The following is an 18,586-nucleotide window of genomic DNA, read 5'->3' on the forward strand; positions in this document are numbered from 1 at the left end:
CCCTCTGTTTTTTTAGCAAAAATCCGCTATTTTTATTGATATCTTTGGAGCATAGAAAAAAATTCGATAACAAATTGATAAAATGTCTGTACAGATGGAGGAAGCTCTCTGTTTTTGGGAATAATGACACCGACTGTTCTATTAATGATTGGATTTTCAATGGGCACTTTTACTGTGAACTTTGGCACGGTATCATAAAACGTGCTTTCAGGGAGCAGCGTGACACCCATTCCAGCAGATACCAATCCTTTAATGGCATCTAAATCTTCTCCCTCTGAGCTGATTGTAGGCAAAAAGCCTTCTTGTTTGCATGCTTCATAAGCAATTTTTTGTAAAATATAACCTTTAGGAAACAGTACAAAATCATCGTTTCGCAAATCTCTTAGACGGATGCTCCTTCTTTCTGCTAAAATATGAGTAATGGGCAGCAATGCTAAAATCCGTTCCGTAAATAATATTTCCCCTTTTATAGAATAATCATCTGTTGGCACAGGTCCTAAAAAAGCTAAATCAATATCTTTGTTTTTGACTGCCTCAATCAAAAAGCTGTAGGATCCTTGCCTTAGCTGAAAAGCGATGTTTGGATGCTTTTCTTTAAAGGCAGAAAGGATGGTAGGCAGCAAATGGCTTGCCAGGCTTGTTGGAAAGCCGATTTTGATGGAGCCTCTATCTGGATCTAAATAGGCATCTATCTGTTCCTTTGCAAGATCAACTTGCTTCATAATCGCTAAAGAATGTTCTAAAAAGATTTTTCCAATGGAGGTTAGTTTTACATTCCTTCCTTCCCGTTCAAAGAGGCTGACACCTAGTTCGTCTTCTAGATTGGCGATTTGTCTGCTGATGGCTGATTGGGCGACATGCAAGTGTTCAGCGGCTTCTGAAACATGTTCTCGCTCTGCGACTTCAATGAAATACTTTAATTGTCTAAGCTCCACTTTTTTGTTTTCTCCTCCATTCATATCAAAAATAGATAACTTCTATCCAAATAATATATTGTTTATATGAATTTGCATAGTATAATAAAGTTATCTGAACTAAAAAAATTGTTAGAAAATCTGACAGGGGTGGTTGAAATGACGTACAACCAATTAGCTAAAGCACAAGGTCTTTACCGACCAGAATTTGAACACGATGCATGTGGAATCGGTTTATATGCCCATATTAAGGGAGAGGCAACGCATGAAATCGTAACAAATGGTTTAAGTATGCTTTGCAAATTAGATCATCGCGGAGGACAAGGAAGCGACCCGTTAACAGGAGACGGAGCAGGGCTGATGGTCCAGATTCCAGATATATTTTTTCGCAAAGAATTAAAAGATTTTACACTGCCGGAAAAAGGGCAATATGGTGTAGGAATGATCTTCTTTTCGCAAAAAGATGATAATAGAGAAGAAATTGAAGCCCAAATCAATCAATATATAAGCCAAGAAGGGCAAGTGCTCCTTGGTTGGAGAACTGTACCTACAGATGTCAGAAAAATCGGAAAAATATCTCAAGAAAGCTGCCCGATTGTTCGCCAAGTATTTATTGCAGCAGGCGAAAATGTTGATAAACAAGATGAATTGGCATTTGAACGCAAATTATACATTATTCGCAAACTTGCAGAAAATTGGGGAAAAGCATCGGAAAAAGATTTTTATTTTGCGAGCCTTTCTACAAGAACAATTGTGTATAAAGGACTGTTGACTTCTGATCAAGTAGGAACATTTTATTTGGATTTACAAGATGAAGCATTTGTTTCTGCATTTGCTTTAGTGCATTCCCGTTTTAGCACAAATACATTCCCAAGCTGGGAAAGAGCCCATCCAAACCGTTATATCATTCATAACGGAGAAATTAATACGCTTCGCGGCAACTTGAATTGGATGGAAGCAAGAGAACAGCAATTTGTATCGGAAGCATTTGGAGAGGATCTAGAAAAAATATTGCCAATCCTTGATGCAAACGGCAGTGACTCATCTGTTTTTGATAATGCACTAGAATTTTTTGTTCTAGCTGGACGCAAGCCAGCACATGCAGCCATGATGCTGATTCCAGAGCCTTGGACAGAAAATCCGCATATAACGGATGAGAAAAAAGCTTTTTATGAATATCATTCCAGCTTAATGGAGCCTTGGGATGGTCCAATGGCAATTTCATTCACAGATGGAAAACAAATCGGGGCGATTTTGGACCGAAACGGTTTAAGGCCAGCGCGTTATTATGTAACAAAAGATGATTATATTATTTTCTCATCAGAAGTGGGAGTAATACCTGTTGAAGAAGAAAATATCTTATATAAAGATCGTTTAAGTCCAGGCAAAATGCTGTTGATTGATTTAGAAGAAGGCCGCATTATCTCCGATGAAGAATTAAAAGGAGAAATTGTTGCAAAAGAGCCTTATCAAAAATGGCTGGATGAAGAAGTGGTTCGTTTGGATGCAACAAAGGAAGAAACTTCTGAAGAAATCGCAGACTTGTTAACAAGACAAAAAGCATTTGGATATACGTATGAAGATGTACAAAAAAATCTAATTCCTGTTGTAGTGGAAGGAAAAGATCCTCTTGGTTCAATGGGGAATGATACTCCGCTTGCTGTATTGTCAGATAAATCTCAAAGCTTATTCAACTATTTTAAACAATTATTTGCTCAAGTTACGAATCCGCCAATTGATGCGATTCGCGAACATTTAGTAACATCAACGCTTTCATGGCTGGGAGCGGAAAAAAATCTGCTTCACCCAGATGCTTCAAATTGCCGTCGTATTCAATTGGGTACCCCAATTATTTCAAATGGACAATTGGAGCAATTAAAAGGCCTTGAATTATCAGAATTTTCCACGAAAAAATTAGACATTTTATTTGAAGACAACTTAGAGGCGAGCTTAGAACAATTGCTACTGCAGGCAGAAATGGCAATTAATAAAGGAACTAGCCTTTTGATTCTTTCAGATCGGAACATGGATAAAGATAAAAAAGTGGTTCCAGTCTTATTGGCTACAAGTGCTTTGCATCAATATTTAACAAAAAAAGGAATTCGCACAAAAGCAAGCATTATTGTGGAGTCTGGAGAAGCGAGAGAAGTTCATCATTTTGCAAGCCTTATCGGTTTTGGTGCAGATGCAATCAATCCATATCTTGTATATGCAACGTATGCACAAAGCATCCAAGAAGGCGTATTGGAATTAGCATATGAGGAAGCTGTTGCACGTTTTAACACAGTTGTAACAGAAGGCGTTGTAAAAGTAATGTCCAAAATGGGTATCTCTACTATCCAAAGCTATCGCGGCGCCCAAATTTTTGAAGCGGTCGGCATTGGGCACGATGTGATTGAAAAATACTTTACAGGCACGGTTTCTCAATTAGGCGGAATTGGCATTGATACAATTGCAAAAGAAGCAACAGATCGTCATATGGAAGCATATGCACCAACTATTGATGAAACATTAGATTCAGGAAGCGACTTCCAATGGAGAAAAGGGGGAGAGCATCATGCTTTTAACCCAAAAACCATTCATACATTGCAATGGGCATGCCGCAAGGGAGACTATAATCTGTTTAAACAATATTCAGATGCGGCAAATGCAGAAAGAGTGACATTCTTGCGCAATCTGTTTGCCTTTAATACAGAAAATGCTATTGATATTAATGAAGTAGAATCAGTTGAATCCATTGTAAAACGTTTTAAAACGGGAGCGATGTCATTTGGTTCTTTAAGCAAAGAAGCACATGAAACATTAGCGATTGCCATGAATAGAATTGGCGGAAGCTCTAACAGCGGAGAAGGCGGAGAAGATCCAGCGCGTTTTGAATTAGATGCAAATGGAGACAATCGCCGCAGTGCCATCAAACAAATTGCATCTGGCCGTTTTGGAGTCAAAAGCCATTATCTAATCAATGCAGATGAACTGCAGATTAAAATGGCGCAAGGTGCAAAACCAGGAGAAGGCGGACAGCTTCCGGGAAATAAAGTATATCCGTGGGTTGCAGAAGTGCGTGGATCTACACCAGGTGTAGGCTTAATTTCACCGCCTCCTCATCATGATATTTATTCAATTGAAGATTTAGCGCAGCTAATCCATGATTTAAAGAATGCAAATAGAGAGGCAAGAATCAGCGTAAAACTAGTATCTAAAGGCGGAATCGGCACAATTGCTGCAGGTGTGGCAAAAGGTGTTGCAGATGTTATCGTAGTAAGCGGCTATGACGGCGGAACGGGTGCATCTCCAAAAACAAGCATCAAGCATACAGGTCTTCCATGGGAACTTGGTTTAGCAGAAACGCACCAAACATTGATGCTAAACGGTTTAAGAAGCCGTGTTGTATTAGAAACAGATGGGAAATTAATGACAGGAAAAGACGTTGTTTTAGCAGCGCTTTTAGGGGCAGAAGAGTTTGGTTTTGCAACAGCGCCATTAATCGTTTTAGGCTGTGTAATGATGCGTGCATGTCACCTTGATACATGTCCTGTCGGTGTTGCGACACAAAATCCAGAGCTTCGCTATAAATTTGCAGGAGATCCTGATCATGTTGTCAACTTTATGCGTTTTGTTGCAGAAGAAGTGCGTGAATTAATGGCTCAACTAGGCATCAGAACAGTGGAAGAAATGATTGGAAGAACAGATCTTTTATCAGTGAGCGAACAAGCAAAATCTCATTGGAAAACAAAAGACCTTGATTTAAGCAAGTTATTGCATCAAATGGATGGGCCTCGTACATTCCAAAAACCGCAAAATCATAAAATCGATGAAAGCTTAGATATGCAAAAAATCTTGCCAGCTGTAGAAAAAGCAATCGAAAAAGGAGAAAACATTGATCTGTATTATACGGTAAAAAATACAAATCGTGTTATCGGTACAATTGTCGGCAGTGAAATCTCAAAAAAATATGGAGAAGAAGGTTTGGCGGACGACACAATTAATCTGCATTTCACAGGATCTGCAGGCCAAAGTTTTGGAGCATTTATTCCAAAAGGCATGAGCCTTTATTTAACAGGGGATGTAAATGACTATGTAGGAAAAGGTTTATCTGGCGGAAAAATCATTGTAAAGGCACCTTCTGTTGATTCATATGTAGCAAAAGATAATGTAATTGCAGGCAACGTTGCTTTTATTGGTGCGACAGATGGCGAAGCCTTTGTAAATGGAAAAGCGGGCGAACGTTTTGCTGTACGTAATAGTGGAGCAAATATTGTAGTAGAAGGTATTGGCGACCATGGTCTGGAATATATGACTGGAGGTCAGGTAGTAGTATTAGGCGAAGTAGGGAAAAACTTTGGAGCAGGTATGTCTGGTGGGGTAGCATATGTGCTTGCAAATGACAAAAAAGCATTTAAAAATCTTTGCAATCAAGAAATGATTCTTTTTGAATCACTGGAAGATGCAGGAGAAATAGAAGCAGTAAAACGATTAATTGAAAAACATCAAGAGCAAACAGACAGCATTGTAGCAAAACAAACGCTGGAAAATTGGGATAAAGCAGTAAGCAAATTTGTAAAAGTGATTCCGAAAGATTACAAACGTATGATTTCAGAAATTCAAGCGGGCTTAAACAGCGGGTTATCTGAAGACGAGGCAGTAATGCAGGCATTTGAAAGCAATTCAAACCAAGAGAAAAAAAAACACAAAACTACTAAAGACACAGTAGCTGTTCAGTAAGAGAGGAGAGAATGTAATGGGAAAAGCAACTGGTTTTATGGAATTTAAACGGGAGGAAGCGGAAGAAAGATCTCCGCTTTCCCGCTTAAATGATTTTAAAAAATATTCTGCTCCTTTCTCTGATGAAGTGCTTAGTAGACAAGGAGCACGCTGCATGGATTGTGCAACGCCATTCTGCCATATTGGAATGGAAATTTCAGGATCTACATCAGGATGCCCAATCCACAATCTAATACCAGAATGGAATGATCTTGTTTACCGGGGCAGATGGAAGGAAGCACTAGATAGATTGCTAAAAACAAATAATTTCCCGGAATTCACCGGAAGTGCTTGTCCTGCTCCATGTGAAGGATCTTGTACAGTGGCAATTTCTGATCCAGCGGTTAGCATTAAAAATATTGAACGCACGATTATCGATAAAGGATTTGAAAATGGTTGGATCACACCAAAAATCCCAAAAAATCGCACAGGCAAAAAAGTGGCGATTGTTGGATCAGGACCTGCAGGACTTGCTAGTGCAGATCAATTGAATCAAGCAGGCCATTCAGTTACTGTATTTGAACGTTCTGATCGCCCAGGCGGATTATTAATGTATGGAATTCCTAACATGAAATTAGAGAAAAAAGATGTAGAACGCCGAGTGCAATTATTAACACAAGAAGGCATTGATTTTGTTACAAATACAGAGATTGGCAAAGATGTTACAGCAGAAGAACTAAAACAACAATTTGATGCGGTCATTCTTTGTACAGGAGCGCAAAAACAGCGTGATTTAACAATTGAAGGCAGAGAAGCAAATGGTGTTCATTTTGCAATGGACTATTTGACAAAAGCAACAAAAAGCATGCTTGATTCCAACTTTGCAGATGGAAATTTCATTAATGCAGAAGGAAAAGATGTTATTGTTATCGGTGGGGGAGATACTGGTGCAGACTGTGTGGCAACAGCACTTCGCCAAAAATGCAAATCTGTTGTGCAATTTGGGAAACATCCAAGATTAACGGAAACGCGTACAGATGATAATATGTGGCCAGCATTTCCACAGGTTTTTACATTAGAATATGCATATGAAGAAGCAGAACAAAAGTTTGGCAGTGATCCAAGAAAATACAGCATTCAAACGAAAAAAATCGTAAAAGATGAAAATGGCAACTTAAAAGAGCTTCATACGATTTCAATGGAAAAAGTAAAACAAGCAGACGGAACTTTTATTTTTAATGAAATTCCTGGTACAGAAAAAGTATGGCCAGCGCAATTGGTATTTATCGCAATTGGTTTTGAAGGACCGGAACAGCCAGTGCTTCAGCAGTTTGGCGTAGATACTAAATTCCGCAAAATTGCTGCAAAATATGGCGAATTCCAAACAAATGTAGAGGGTGTCTTCGCTGCAGGAGATGCAAGAAGAGGCCAAAGCTTAATCGTTTGGGCAATCAATGAAGGCCGTGAAGTAGCGCGCAAAGTGGATCAATATTTAATGGGCGTTTCTCATTTGCCGACAGTGAATGCTTAAATAGTTGACAGTTATCATAAATAAATGCAATTAAAATCCAGAGGAAGATTTTCCTCTGGATTTTTTTGTATAATTTTGATGAAGTGATATACAATATGAAAAAGTGCAAAAGGAAGATTTTTTATAGAGGTTTATAGCCATGCAGAAAGAGGTATGTGTTTTTACATAACAGTTTTAGGGGGATGGAAATGAAAGCAGTTACCTATCAAGGAGCAAAAGATATTCAAGTAAAACAGGTGGAAGATCCGACATTGCAGAAAAAAGACGATATTATTGTCCGCATCACTTCAACAGCTATATGTGGTTCAGATCTACATATTTATTTGGGAGCAATGCCAGCACACAAAGACTACGTCATCGGCCATGAACCAATGGGAATTGTTGAAGAAGTAGGCCCAGATGTTACAAAGGTGAAAAAAGGCGATCGGGTTGTCCTTCCATTTAATATCTCCTGTGGACATTGTTATTATTGTGAACATGATATGGAAAGTCAATGCGATAACTCTAACCCACATAAAGAACAAGCGGATACCGGGGGATATTTTGGTTTTACAGAACGATACGGAAACTATCCTGGCGGCCAGGCAGAATTGCTTCGTGTTCCTTATGGGAATTTTATGCCATTTGTAATCCCTGAATCTTGTGAAATAGAAGATGAAGGTTTGTTGTTTATGTCAGACGTACTTCCAACAGCATATTGGAGCGTTGAAAATTCTGGAGTAAAAGAAGGGGATACAGTAGTTGTATTAGGCTGTGGACCTGTGGGCTTAATGACACAAAAATTTGCATGGATGAAAGGGGCAACACGTGTTATTGCTGTTGATAATATTCCCTATCGATTAAACCATGCAAAAAAAATGAATAATGTGGAGATTATTAATTTTGACCAGCATGAAGATACAGGCATGTACATTAAGGAAATAACAAAAGGCGGCGCTGATGTTGTCATCGATTGTGTTGGCATGGATGGCAAAAAAAATATGATGGAAAAAGTTGAACAAAAATTAAAACTGCAAGGCGGCACATTAAGCGCAATTCAAATTGGCATGAATTCTGTCAGAAAATTCGGGACGATGCAGCTTACTGGCGTTTATGGATCCACATATAATATGTTTCCATTAGGGAATATTTTTGAACGGAACATTACAGTAAAAACTGGACAAGCGCCAGTGATTCATTATATGCCAATGTTATTTGACAAAATAGCAAACAAAGAGTTTGATCCAACTGAAATTATCACACATAAAGTGCCGCTGGACCAGGCAAGCGAAGCATATAAAATGTTTTATGAACATGAAGATGATGTCATTAAAGTAGTGTTAAAGCCATAATAGCCATAAAAAATAGTTCCTGCTTGGAGCTATTTTTTTATGGCTGTTATGTTATCATTTCTAATTGGTCTCTTTGGATAAAAGAATGTTGGGAAAGCAAAGTTGCTCATCTGTCCATTTATCTATCTTTATTTTAAAAGATGGAAGATTTGAATTTGATGATAGATTGAAAGTAAGTCGATTGGAGCGGATAGGAGAGACTCTTACTGGATTAGAGAGACAGCTGCAGGAGGGAAGTGAAGCAGCTCGGCGCTCGCCCCGTAGAAAGCGAACCTCTGAAGTGGAAACCTCTATCTTAAGTTAAAAGAAAAATAAACAAAAAAACCGTAAACAAACTTTCTTTTTAAGGAGAGTTTGTCTACAGTCTGAAGGAAGAAATAAGCTTGTTTCCTTCTTCTTTTGCTATTTATTTAAATTACTATGCTTTTTTGAATAAAGGAAATAAATAATGGTTCCAATCGCAAGCCAGATAACAAAAGAAATCCATGTAATGCCAGGGAGGCTAATTGCAAGACCTAAGCATAATAAGGCGCTGATAATAGGCAGCACTGGCACAAAAGGAACACGGAAGGATCCTTTTAAGTCAGGAAATTTTTTGCGAAGTACAATAATGGCAATAGAAATAAGCGTAAACGCTGCGAGTGTGCCCATATTAACTAAATGCGCCAATGTAGTTAAATCAACAAAACCGGCAATACATGCTGCAATACTTCCTGTTAGCCATGTATTTTTAAATGGCGTTTTTGTTTTTTCGTTAACACTAGACATGATTTTTGGCAACAATCCATCGCGGCTCATTGCAAAACTTAAACGGACTTGTGCATAAATTAATGCAAGTATTACTGTGGTGATTCCCATAACAGCACCAACAGAAATGATGCCGGCAATGCTGTTGTGGCCTACTGATTCTAATGCTAAGGCAACAGGTGCTCCAACATTTAGTTCAGTGAAAGGAATCATTCCAGTTAAAACAGCTGATACGGCAATGTATAGTGTTGTACAAATCGCCAGGGATCCAATAATTCCAATCGGCATTGTTTTTCCAGGATTTTTAACTTCCTCAGAAGCAGTTGCAATAACATCAAAACCGATATATGCAAAGAAAACAGTAGCAGCTCCAGTTATAACGCCACTAAAACCAAAGGGCATAAATGGTGTCCAATTATCTGGTTTTACATAAAATACACCAACAATAATAAAGAGGAGAATAACCCCTAATTTTACAAAAACCATGATATTATTAAATTTAATGCTTTCTTTAATGCCTTTTGAAACAAGTGCAGTAATGCACATAATAATCAAAATAGCAGGCAAATCAATCATGCCGCCTTTGCCGACGCCTGGAGCTGATGAAATAACAGCAGGAAGGTGGATATTAAATCCTGCGATTAATGATTGAAAATAAGCAGACCATCCTGTTGCAACAGCAGAAACAGCGAGCACATATTCAAGCATTAAGTCCCAGCCAATTAAAAAGGCAAACAGTTCTCCTAAAGTAGCATACGTATAGGTATATACACTTCCCGATAATGGAACAGCAGATGAAAATTCTGCATAGCAAAAAGCAGCCAAAGCACAAGCAATCCCTGCAAGAACAAAAGAAAGCATAATGCCAGGCCCAGCACTGTCCGCTGCTACTACTCCTGTCACTACAAAAATCCCTGTCCCAATTACACATCCTACTCCTAAAAAAATCAGGTCCCAAACACCCATGGTTCGTTCTAATGTTTTATTTTGAGATTGAGAAATCATTAAGTTCATCGATTTCCTGCGAAAAAGTTGACTCATTAGAATACGATCCTCCTAAATATAAAAATATTTTTCTTTAATAGAAATATTCTAACAATTTACATTTCAAAAATGAATTAATTGTCGAAAAAACACACCTAGGTGATTATATTAGTGCATAGAAAAAATGTCAATGTCATTAAATTTCCAATTGCATAAAATATTATAAAATAATAAATTTAATACGAATAAGATAATTTTATAGGCTGCTGACAAAGTTCCGCTTTTTGTTGCTCACCTTGTTTTGGTGCTCATTATCTCCCTTGGTAACTCCGCTCCTCGCAAAGGTTCGTTCCTTAAAAGACAGACGTTTTCAATCAGCCTGAAAGTATGCATTTTTGTTTTTGTCTACATTCTGAATTTTATCACTATTTAACGGGATTTTGACCCCCGCCTAAGGGATTATCAGAGAAACCGAGAAATCTAGGTGGGTAGAAACTTGTTCATAAAAGCCGGATTGGTTCCACTAATAATCAGGGGACGTGGAAAATTCCCACTGATTGAAGTTTCACTTTATTATTATATTTTCCCGATGATTGCAAAAGGGAACAAACAGCGTTTAAAAAGCTATAATAATTTTATTATAATCTGGTTCTTCTAGAAAAATAATGATATGATGGAATAAAGTTAGTACCTGATACTAATATCTAGTGAAAAAGAAGCGAGGTTGGATGTTATGTTAACTTCGAAAGCCCGAGTTACCGCAATTGGATCCTATGTTCCAGAAAAAAAGATAACAAATGAAGATTTGGAGCGTATAGTCGAAACCAATAATGATTGGATTATCCAACGAACCGGCATTAAAGAAAGACGAATGGCAGAAGAAAATGAATTTACAAGCGATTTAGCATATATGGCAGTACTTGATTTAATGAAACGCTACTCTAAACCTATAGAAGATGTTGAAATGATTATTGTCTGTACCATGACCCCGGATTTTAAGACGCCAAGTGTTGCTGCAATTGTGCAAGGAAAGTTAGGAATAAAAAATGCGGGAACCATTGATTTAAACGCAGCATGTGCTGGCTTTACTTATGGTTTGCATGTTGCAAATGGTTTAATAACGGCAGGTTTGAATAAAAAAATTCTTGTAATCGGAGCCGAAGCATTAACGAAAATTACTGACTATGAGGACAGGACATCATGTATTCTGTTTGGCGACGGGGCATCAGCAGTGTTAGTAGAATATGATGAGAAGAATCCAAGTTTCCTTTCCTTTTTCCTTGATTCAAGAGGGGAAGCTGGCAAAAATCTTTATGCGACAAGCATTTCAGAACAAATGGATGGCATCATTCTGAAAGCGGATGGAAATATTGTGCAAAATGGCCGAGAAGTATATAAATGGGCTGTCTCGACGGTGCCAAAAGGAATGAAAGCTGTCGCAAATAATGGAGGCATTGATCTTTTAGATGTAGATTGGTTTGTACCCCATAGCGCCAATTTGCGAATGATTGAATCGATTTGTGAAAAAAGCGGCTATCCGCTAGAAAAAACATTGGTCAGTTTAATTGATTATGGAAATACATCTAGTGCAACCATTCCACTTGCCATGGATTTAGCAGTAAAAGCGGGAAAATTAAAAACGAAAGATAAATTGCTTTTATTCGGATTTGGCGGAGGATTAACGCAAGCAGGATTATTGATAGAGTGGAATATTTAAAAAGTCTTTTTTCTCAAAAAAATTTATTTTTTAATAGACCAAATGGGTGAAGATAGATGCAGCAGTCTGAATACAGATAAACTTGGCGCTTGTCCATTGGAATTAGGCTGTGCTTTTAAAAGCAACAATTCATAAGAAAAAAGGGAGATCATGGGGAGATTTTTTCTGAATGGACTCCCTTTTTTTGTTAAACTAGATGTATATCAGCGAAACGTAAAGGGGGAACAGAAGATGAAAGTACAACTTGGGACAATGCAAACAATTAATGCAGCCCATCAGATTATGTGTGAAGCTTTTAAAGAATATGGAAAACTCGAAGTGCCATCAAGTGCGATTACTGAACCAATTGAAGTATTGACAGAAAATTTTAAAAACGGTATCGAAAATTTTGCCATTTGTTTAATAGAGGAAGGCCCGATAGCTTCTGTGCGTTTTATGGAAAAGACTGAGACATTATATTTTTCCCGGTTAGCTGTTTTGCCGGCATATAGAGGAAAAGGAATAGCCAAATACATGCTTCAATGGCTCGAAAACTATGCAAAACAACTGGAGAAAAATAAAATGGAATGCAAAGTAAGAATGTCTTTAGAAGGAAATATCCAATTATATCAATCTATCGGTTTTCATCTTGTTGAAGAAGGGGAAGTGATTAATCCAAATGGATATGCAGTAAGAACAGGGGTGATGAAGAAGGACTTTTATGAGGCGAAATAGCTGAATAGGAAAAACTCTCTTAATAAATTTTACGCATTCAAAAATAACTAAACAAATAAATAAATAATTTTAATAAATCAATTTTGGAAAAAAGTTTATTTCTTGTAGAAAAACACTAGCCCAATAAATTTTACGCATCAAACAGTTGATAACTAACAGATAAAAGTTTCAATTAAAGTTTACAGTACTTATTTTCCTATAGGAAAAGTCTTTATTATTCAAATAAAGTTTCTATTATTTGAATAATAAAGAACACTTGATTTAAAATGATAGATGATAGAAGAAATAGTAGGAGTGAATATATATGTATCGTCAAGTAAATGATTTTTTAGCAGATTGGTCTCTTCAGGCAGAAGGAACAATTCGAGTGTTAGAAGCAATAACAGATGAAAAATTAGATCAAGCCATTGTAGAAGGGCATAATACATTAGGGTGGCTTGGCTGGCATTTAGCAACAACACCAACTTTTTTTGCGGGACTTGTTGGGGTAAAGGTTCCTGTAGAATTAAATCGCAATGAAATTCCGCAAAGTGCAAAAGAGATTGCAGAAAGCTACAAAAAAGTAGCCGAAGAACTAAAAGCAGCTGTTGAAAAAACACTCACAGATGAAATGATCAATGAAACGGTGGAAAGTTTTAAAGGACCAGTTCCAAGGGGAGCTTTGCTTCGCACATTAATTGATCACCAAACCCATCATCGGGGCCAAATGACTGTGCTGCTCCGACAAGCAGGGCTAGTGGTCCCAGGTGTTATGGGACCAACAAAAGAACAGCAGGCATAATAAATAAAAAGGGACTTTTATAAGACAGGAAAGTCCCTTTATTCAATAGGGGGCTGGCTATGAAGATTAAACAAATAGAATTATCGATTAATCATTTTAAAGAAACAGTCGCTTTCTATAAAAATATATTTGGTTTTATTCAACAGATAAGTGAAGACAATCGTGTTTCTTTTCAAGTTGGAGAAAGCGTTCTCACTTTTATAAAAGATGAACAGCATGATTATTTTTACCATTTTGCTTTTAATATTCATGCCAATCTTTTTCAGGAAGCAAAAGCATGGCTTTCTAGCAAAGTAGCACTTGCCAAAGAAGAAGGGGAAGATGAAATTGAGTTTGGTGAGTTTATGAAAGCAAAAGCATGCTATTTTGAAGATCCGGCAGGCAATATTGTGGAATTGATTGCAAGAAAAGAAACTTCTCCTAAATCTTCATATAAAGTTTTTTTGCCAAAAGACAATATTTTATCCATTAGTGAAATCGGTTTAGGAACAAGTAAAATAAAAGAATATGCAGAAAAAATACAGTATTTAGATATTCCAATCCGCCATCAAAAAAAATTATATGAAGAAAATTACCTGAATTTTTTTGGCGAATATGAAGATGGAGCATTTATTATTTTATCGCCATTAGGAAGAAAATGGCTATTTTCTGCAAAAACAGCTATAGAGGCACCATTAGTGATTCATACAAATAAAGGGATTATAACTACAGGAAAGGTATTCTAGTAACCTATTTTTTAATGAAAAAAGATTAAAAATAAGAAGGCGTTTCTGATTTTGCTACTGTGCAAATTTCTTTGTAGTGACTATCTGTAAAGCATAAAGATATTTCGGCTATCAGCAGAAAGGAAGGTTTGCAGCATTTTTTTCCATATCCCTTTCCTTGATGTTCTCTACTGATTAAATAGAGCCAATACCAAAAAGAGGAGTTTTTTGCTGCAAATAGAAAGATAAAATGCTAAATGAACCAATTATATTATGTTTATCATCAACATATATGTAATGTGTTCCGTACTCTTATTCTTTTTTGTTATCTTGTATATATTTGGTGAAAATTCGCCCTTTTGCCCATTCTTTAAAACCCATTTGAAAGATAGCTTCTTTTTCTGATTTATGTGCTGTTCGCAATAGCATGTTTTTTCTCCTTTGCCTTTTTCATCTAGTATAGCAAGTTTTTAGATTTTTCTGTCTAAAAATAAATAAACCCTATCTAGGAAAGGTTTCGCTAGATGGGGTCTATTTGATTTTCTGCTACTCATCCAAAGGCTGGAATTTGGTTTTTCTGCTTATATAATGGGCAATTAAATAAATAAAATACTGAATGATAAAGGAATACAGATAATTCCATTTGACAGGTTCATAGATGCCGATCCATTTAACAATTGGCAGAGCGATGATGGAAAAAACAGCAAAAATAAGTGCTTTTAAAAAAGGGTTCATTTTTGGTTTAATCTGCAGCAGAAACATAACGGCAATAGGCAAAGCAAAAAAACTGAATGGAATGTAATTGGAAACAGCTGGATATACTTCATAATCATATCTCCATTTGCCAAAAAATGTCCCTACATAATCTAATGAAGCCGAAATAATTGCTACGACTACCCCGGCAAATAATAAACGATCTTGGCTTTTTTTATTCCTAAATTTCAGCCATAACAGCAATGGAATGACAATCAGGGCAATGCCTATCCACCAATGCCATGTATATAAAGAGTGATGGAGCCATCCTCGGTAAATATCATGATTAAGCTCTATTGTTTTTTTATAAAAATCTTCGAACGCGTTTGTCTTCAACTGAAAGGCACCTCATTTTTAACTCTTTTTCTATACATCTTTATTGCCGAATTTTAGAAAAACTATTCCTTGAAAGCTCAAATAAAGTGAAACTTCAAACAGTGAAGATTTTCTCCATTCCCACTGTTTGTTAGTCGGACAGATCAAGTTTTTACAGCCAGGTTTCTGCCCGCCTAGATTCCTCCCATTCTTTTATCATTCCTTAGATAGGGGGAAAAAGCCTATTAAGGGGTGATAAAAATGTTTCCAGAAAAACGATTTATTAAATGGACTGGAAAAATCTTTTTCACTATTTTTTTCCATAGGGTATGTGCCGTTACAAAACTTCCCATAAATGATTATCATATAGAAGGCTAAATTCTTTAGAGTTAGACAAGCAGGAAAAATAAGAGGAAGGCTGCTTTAAAATGCAGCTGGAAAGCAGAGATAGCTTTTAAAATATCTAGCAGAGGAAAGAGGGAGCATAAAATTGGATCGAGAAACACTTGATAGTTTAATAAAAGATATACATGTTCAAAATATAGACAATGAGGATGTACAGGTAGAAAATAATACAACACTAAAAATGATGGGAAAGGGGAGACAAGGAGCAGTCTTTCAATTATCGGAAGAAGAATGTATGAAAGTATTTGGCAATGAAGAAGATTGTCAAAGGGAATATTTTGCCCTATCGCTTGGACAACATACTGATCTGTTTCCAAAGGTTTACGAAAAAGGGCCAAATTATATCTCGATGGAAATTATAAAAGGGGTTGATGTACGGGAATTTCTTCAATCACAGCCTCTAACTCCAGAGCTTTCTAATAAATTAATAGACATGCTTATTGTTTTTAAAGAGATTGGTTTTGAAAGAATTGATCATCATAAAAGACAAATATTCCTTCAGCCAGACGGTAGTCTGAAAGTGATTGATGTTGCAAGAACCGTTTGGCGTGATCGTGTTTATCCATATCCTCGCAAACTATTAACTTCCTTAGGAAAAGAAAACAAAGAAATTTTTTTAGCGCATGTGCAAGCATCAGCCCCAGCATTATATGAAGAATGGAAATACTTTATAGACATGGAACAACAATCAAGGGAAATATTGCAAGAGTTAATGCAAAGTCCAACAAATACAGTGAAAACAAAAAAGAAAACAAAAATTTTATTGAAAACACAAAAAAATTATTCGCCTGAATTAGAAAATATTGTGCATAAAGTATTTAAAGAAGAATGGGTGAAAGCTATGCTTGTATTAGGGTATAACCCAGATGAAGTAATGGAATTGATGGACAATTATTGGGCAAATAAAGAGCAGTCTTTTCAAGGAAATGCAGAAAAATTGATAGAAAAATTGCTGAATGCTCCTAAAAAAATGAAAAAACATATAGATGATAAATACCAAAAAAATATCGCAGGCATTCTAAAAGACTTGCAGCAAATTTATCATTCTAGAACCAGCAAGGATTGAATATCTATGAAAATACTAGTTATTTGGCGGCTTCTTACTGTTGGCGGCGTGAATGCTGGCTGGAGAAATCGAGCCGTCTATTTTAAAAAGCATGGAATAGAAACAGAATTTTTATATACAACAGATCACGGCGGTGCACATATTATGCAAGATGTGTCTACCATTTATTTGACAAAAGACACAGAGGAAATTATAGCTATTATAAAAAAGAATCGCTATGATGCCATTATTGTTGTCGATACAAAAGATGCATTTAAATGGATTCGCAAAGCAAAATTTAAGGGGCCTGTTATTGTAGAAGCAAGAACTCCTGAACTTCTAAAGCTTACTCCTCATTTAGCGAATTTCAGAGGCGTTCATCCAGAAACTATTATTGTTCCATCCTACTACCAAAAAAGGCTTGTATCCATCCTTTCAGATAATATCCCAATCCAAGTTATTTATAATGGTCTTGATACTACTTTCTTTCGTCCCCTTACGCAAGAAGAAATAGATATGGAAAAGATTCCTATACAGCCTCATGGCAAAAAAATTATTGGCTGGATTGGTCGTGTTGATAAACGGAAAAACTGGCCAATGTTAATAGAAATTGCCAAAAAGATAAAAAAAGAGCGAGATGATATCGAAATATGGCTGATTGGCGGAGCACAAAGTGTTCAACGAGAAGAATTTGCCAAAAAAAGAGAAACTGAAAACCTTGCAGATATTATCAAATGGTTTCCTGTTATCCCATATCAGCAAATGCCCCATGTGTATGCCAAAATAAGGATTTCCGGAGGGTGCACACTTGCTACAACTAAATGTGAATCATTCGGCAATACCTTTATTGAATCCATGAGCTGCGGTGTTCCAGTTGTCGCCGCCGATATTATGCCTATGAATGAATTAGTGAAAAATGATCAAACAGGTGTATTGTTTGCAGACCAAAAAGTGGAAGAGGCAGTAAAAAGCATCTATCAAATATTAGATGACGAGAAAAAACAGCAAAAAATGTCTAGTAATTCTATAGAACATGTGCAAAAAAACTTTTCTATTCAACAGGTGGCAGATCAGTATGTAGAGCTGCTAAAAAGCTTGGACATAAAAAAGCAGGAGGGAGATAGGAATGATTAAACCAAGTTATATGAAACGCAAATTAGATGGTAAATCCCAATCTCTTCTGCTAACATGCAGTGACGGCAATGATTATGTCGTAAAAGATATTAGGCCAGGCTTTGAAAAATCATTGGCAAATGAATGGATTGGCTATTGTATTGGCCGATTTCTTGGTCTGCCGATTCCTTTTGCTCAAATTGTGGAAATGCCTGAAGATTTTTTTCAAAATTATCCAGATATAAAAGACATACCTTCCAAATATCAATTTGCCTCCATGTATGTGCCAGCATGTCAAAATGGACATGAAGTAGGGACTATTAAAGCAGTATCAAATGCTTCTTGCTTAGCAGGCATTATTGCCTTTGATTATTGGCTGTATAATAGAGATCGCACAAGAAAAAATATTTTATTTCAAAAAGATGGCGGCAATTATCGTGTTATCATCATGGATCATGCAGAAATATTTAACTCGTATAATTGGCAAAAAGATGACTTAAGCAAGCTTCCTGCTGGCATCATAAAAAGCGCCACACATCAGCTTATCCATTCTTTTGTCCCAGATAAATGCATGTATAAAGAATCTCTTCAAACCATTCAAGCAATGCCGATTCATTTGCTAAAAGAAATAGTAGCGTGTATTCCAGAAGAATGGCATGTCACAGAGGAAGAAAAAAAAGCAATTGTAGAAACCTTAATAAAACGAAGAGAAAAACTGCCGCAGATTATCGATCATTTTATAAAAATCAGTGATCAGCAATAAAAAAGGAATAATCTTTAGATAGGAAAAAAAGCTGCAAGCAATGTTAAGTCATTGTTTGCAGCTTTTTA

The 18,586-nt window shown here is 36.6% G+C and carries 14 protein-coding genes; 11 read left to right on the forward strand and 3 right to left on the reverse strand.

Annotated elements, in window-relative coordinates:
• Nucleotides 1-32: 32 nt before the first annotated feature.
• Entirely contained in the window at nt 33-935 is a 903-nt protein-coding gene (gene gltC / locus NCCP28_RS11310) for a glutamate biosynthesis transcriptional regulator GltC (protein WP_248561510.1), read from the reverse strand.
• Between the two features lie 138 nt (nt 936-1,073).
• On the opposite strand from gltC, the gene gltB reads away from it, so the two are divergent.
• The 4 genes from gltB to NCCP28_RS11330 all read left to right on the forward strand — a co-directional run bounded on the left by gltB (nt 1,074) and on the right by NCCP28_RS11330 (nt 8,781).
• Nucleotides 1,074-5,636, forward strand: a complete 4,563-nt coding sequence (gene gltB, locus NCCP28_RS11315; protein WP_248561511.1) for a glutamate synthase large subunit — start codon at nt 1,074-1,076, stop codon at nt 5,634-5,636.
• A 16-nt stretch (nt 5,637-5,652) separates the two neighbouring features.
• Entirely contained in the window at nt 5,653-7,146 is a 1,494-nt protein-coding gene (gene gltD / locus NCCP28_RS11320) for a glutamate synthase small subunit (protein WP_248561512.1), read from the forward strand.
• Between the two features lie 188 nt (nt 7,147-7,334).
• Nucleotides 7,335-8,477: a zinc-dependent alcohol dehydrogenase gene (locus tag NCCP28_RS11325; RefSeq protein WP_248561513.1), complete on the forward strand. Its 1,143-nt coding sequence runs from the start codon at nt 7,335-7,337 to the stop codon at nt 8,475-8,477.
• An 85-nt stretch (nt 8,478-8,562) separates the two neighbouring features.
• Nucleotides 8,563-8,781 (forward strand): hypothetical protein, encoded by a 219-nt coding sequence (locus NCCP28_RS11330; protein WP_248561514.1) that lies wholly within the window; start codon nt 8,563-8,565, stop codon nt 8,779-8,781.
• A 98-nt stretch (nt 8,782-8,879) separates the two neighbouring features.
• Here the strand turns inward: NCCP28_RS11330 and bcaP are convergent, their stop codons facing one another.
• The gene (gene bcaP / locus NCCP28_RS11335; RefSeq protein ID WP_248561515.1) at nt 8,880-10,265 is read right to left on the reverse strand and encodes a branched-chain amino acid transporter BcaP; all 1,386 of its coding nucleotides are present in this window, start codon (nt 10,263-10,265) and stop codon (nt 8,880-8,882) included.
• A 676-nt stretch (nt 10,266-10,941) separates the two neighbouring features.
• Between bcaP and NCCP28_RS11340 the strand changes: the two genes are divergently transcribed.
• The 4 genes from NCCP28_RS11340 to NCCP28_RS11355 all read left to right on the forward strand — a co-directional run bounded on the left by NCCP28_RS11340 (nt 10,942) and on the right by NCCP28_RS11355 (nt 14,145).
• On the forward strand, nt 10,942-11,925 hold the full coding sequence (locus NCCP28_RS11340) for a ketoacyl-ACP synthase III (protein ID WP_248561516.1): 984 nt from the start codon (nt 10,942-10,944) through the stop codon (nt 11,923-11,925).
• Between the two features lie 231 nt (nt 11,926-12,156).
• Nucleotides 12,157-12,639, forward strand: coding sequence for a GNAT family N-acetyltransferase (locus tag NCCP28_RS11345; RefSeq protein ID WP_248561517.1), 483 nt, complete (start codon nt 12,157-12,159; stop codon nt 12,637-12,639).
• Between the two features lie 304 nt (nt 12,640-12,943).
• Nucleotides 12,944-13,420, forward strand: coding sequence for a DinB family protein (locus tag NCCP28_RS11350; RefSeq protein ID WP_248561518.1), 477 nt, complete (start codon nt 12,944-12,946; stop codon nt 13,418-13,420).
• Nucleotides 13,421-13,479: 59 nt separating this feature from the next.
• Nucleotides 13,480-14,145, forward strand: coding sequence for a VOC family protein (locus NCCP28_RS11355; protein ID WP_248561519.1), 666 nt, complete (start codon nt 13,480-13,482; stop codon nt 14,143-14,145).
• A 525-nt stretch (nt 14,146-14,670) separates the two neighbouring features.
• Here the strand turns inward: NCCP28_RS11355 and NCCP28_RS11360 are convergent.
• Nucleotides 14,671-15,213: a CBO0543 family protein gene (locus tag NCCP28_RS11360; RefSeq protein ID WP_248561520.1), complete on the reverse strand. Its 543-nt coding sequence runs from the start codon at nt 15,211-15,213 to the stop codon at nt 14,671-14,673.
• A 469-nt stretch (nt 15,214-15,682) separates the two neighbouring features.
• Between NCCP28_RS11360 and NCCP28_RS11365 the strand changes: the two genes are divergently transcribed.
• The 3 genes from NCCP28_RS11365 to NCCP28_RS11375 are packed head-to-tail and all read left to right on the forward strand — an operon-like array spanning nt 15,683 to nt 18,518.
• On the forward strand, nt 15,683-16,663 hold the full coding sequence (locus NCCP28_RS11365) for a hypothetical protein (RefSeq protein WP_248561521.1): 981 nt from the start codon (nt 15,683-15,685) through the stop codon (nt 16,661-16,663).
• A 6-nt stretch (nt 16,664-16,669) separates the two neighbouring features.
• On the forward strand, nt 16,670-17,776 hold the full coding sequence (locus tag NCCP28_RS11370; protein ID WP_248561522.1) for a glycosyltransferase family 4 protein: 1,107 nt from the start codon (nt 16,670-16,672) through the stop codon (nt 17,774-17,776).
• Complete coding sequence (locus NCCP28_RS11375; protein WP_248561523.1) at nt 17,769-18,518, forward strand: HipA family kinase; 750 nt, start codon at nt 17,769-17,771, stop codon at nt 18,516-18,518. The genes NCCP28_RS11370 and NCCP28_RS11375 overlap by 8 nt, the downstream gene beginning before the upstream one ends.
• Nucleotides 18,519-18,586: the final 68 nt, after the last annotated feature.

Source organism: Niallia sp. NCCP-28, from assembly GCF_023168165.1.
Lineage (GTDB): Bacteria > Bacillota > Bacilli > Bacillales > Cytobacillaceae > Niallia.

Coding starts and splice junctions, on each gene's coding strand:
- gltB (WP_248561511.1), top strand. CDS start 1,074: ATGACGTACAACCAATTAGCTAAAGCACAAGGTCTTTACCGACCAGAA.
- gltD (WP_248561512.1), top strand. CDS start 5,653: ATGGGAAAAGCAACTGGTTTTATGGAATTTAAACGGGAGGAAGCGGAA.
- NCCP28_RS11325 (WP_248561513.1), top strand. CDS start 7,335: ATGAAAGCAGTTACCTATCAAGGAGCAAAAGATATTCAAGTAAAACAG.
- NCCP28_RS11330 (WP_248561514.1), top strand. CDS start 8,563: ATGTTGGGAAAGCAAAGTTGCTCATCTGTCCATTTATCTATCTTTATT.
- bcaP (WP_248561515.1), bottom strand. CDS start 10,265: ATGAGTCAACTTTTTCGCAGGAAATCGATGAACTTAATGATTTCTCAA.
- NCCP28_RS11340 (WP_248561516.1), top strand. CDS start 10,942: ATGTTAACTTCGAAAGCCCGAGTTACCGCAATTGGATCCTATGTTCCA.
- NCCP28_RS11345 (WP_248561517.1), top strand. CDS start 12,157: ATGAAAGTACAACTTGGGACAATGCAAACAATTAATGCAGCCCATCAG.
- NCCP28_RS11350 (WP_248561518.1), top strand. CDS start 12,944: ATGTATCGTCAAGTAAATGATTTTTTAGCAGATTGGTCTCTTCAGGCA.
- NCCP28_RS11355 (WP_248561519.1), top strand. CDS start 13,480: ATGAAGATTAAACAAATAGAATTATCGATTAATCATTTTAAAGAAACA.
- NCCP28_RS11370 (WP_248561522.1), top strand. CDS start 16,670: ATGAAAATACTAGTTATTTGGCGGCTTCTTACTGTTGGCGGCGTGAAT.
- NCCP28_RS11375 (WP_248561523.1), top strand. CDS start 17,769: ATGATTAAACCAAGTTATATGAAACGCAAATTAGATGGTAAATCCCAA.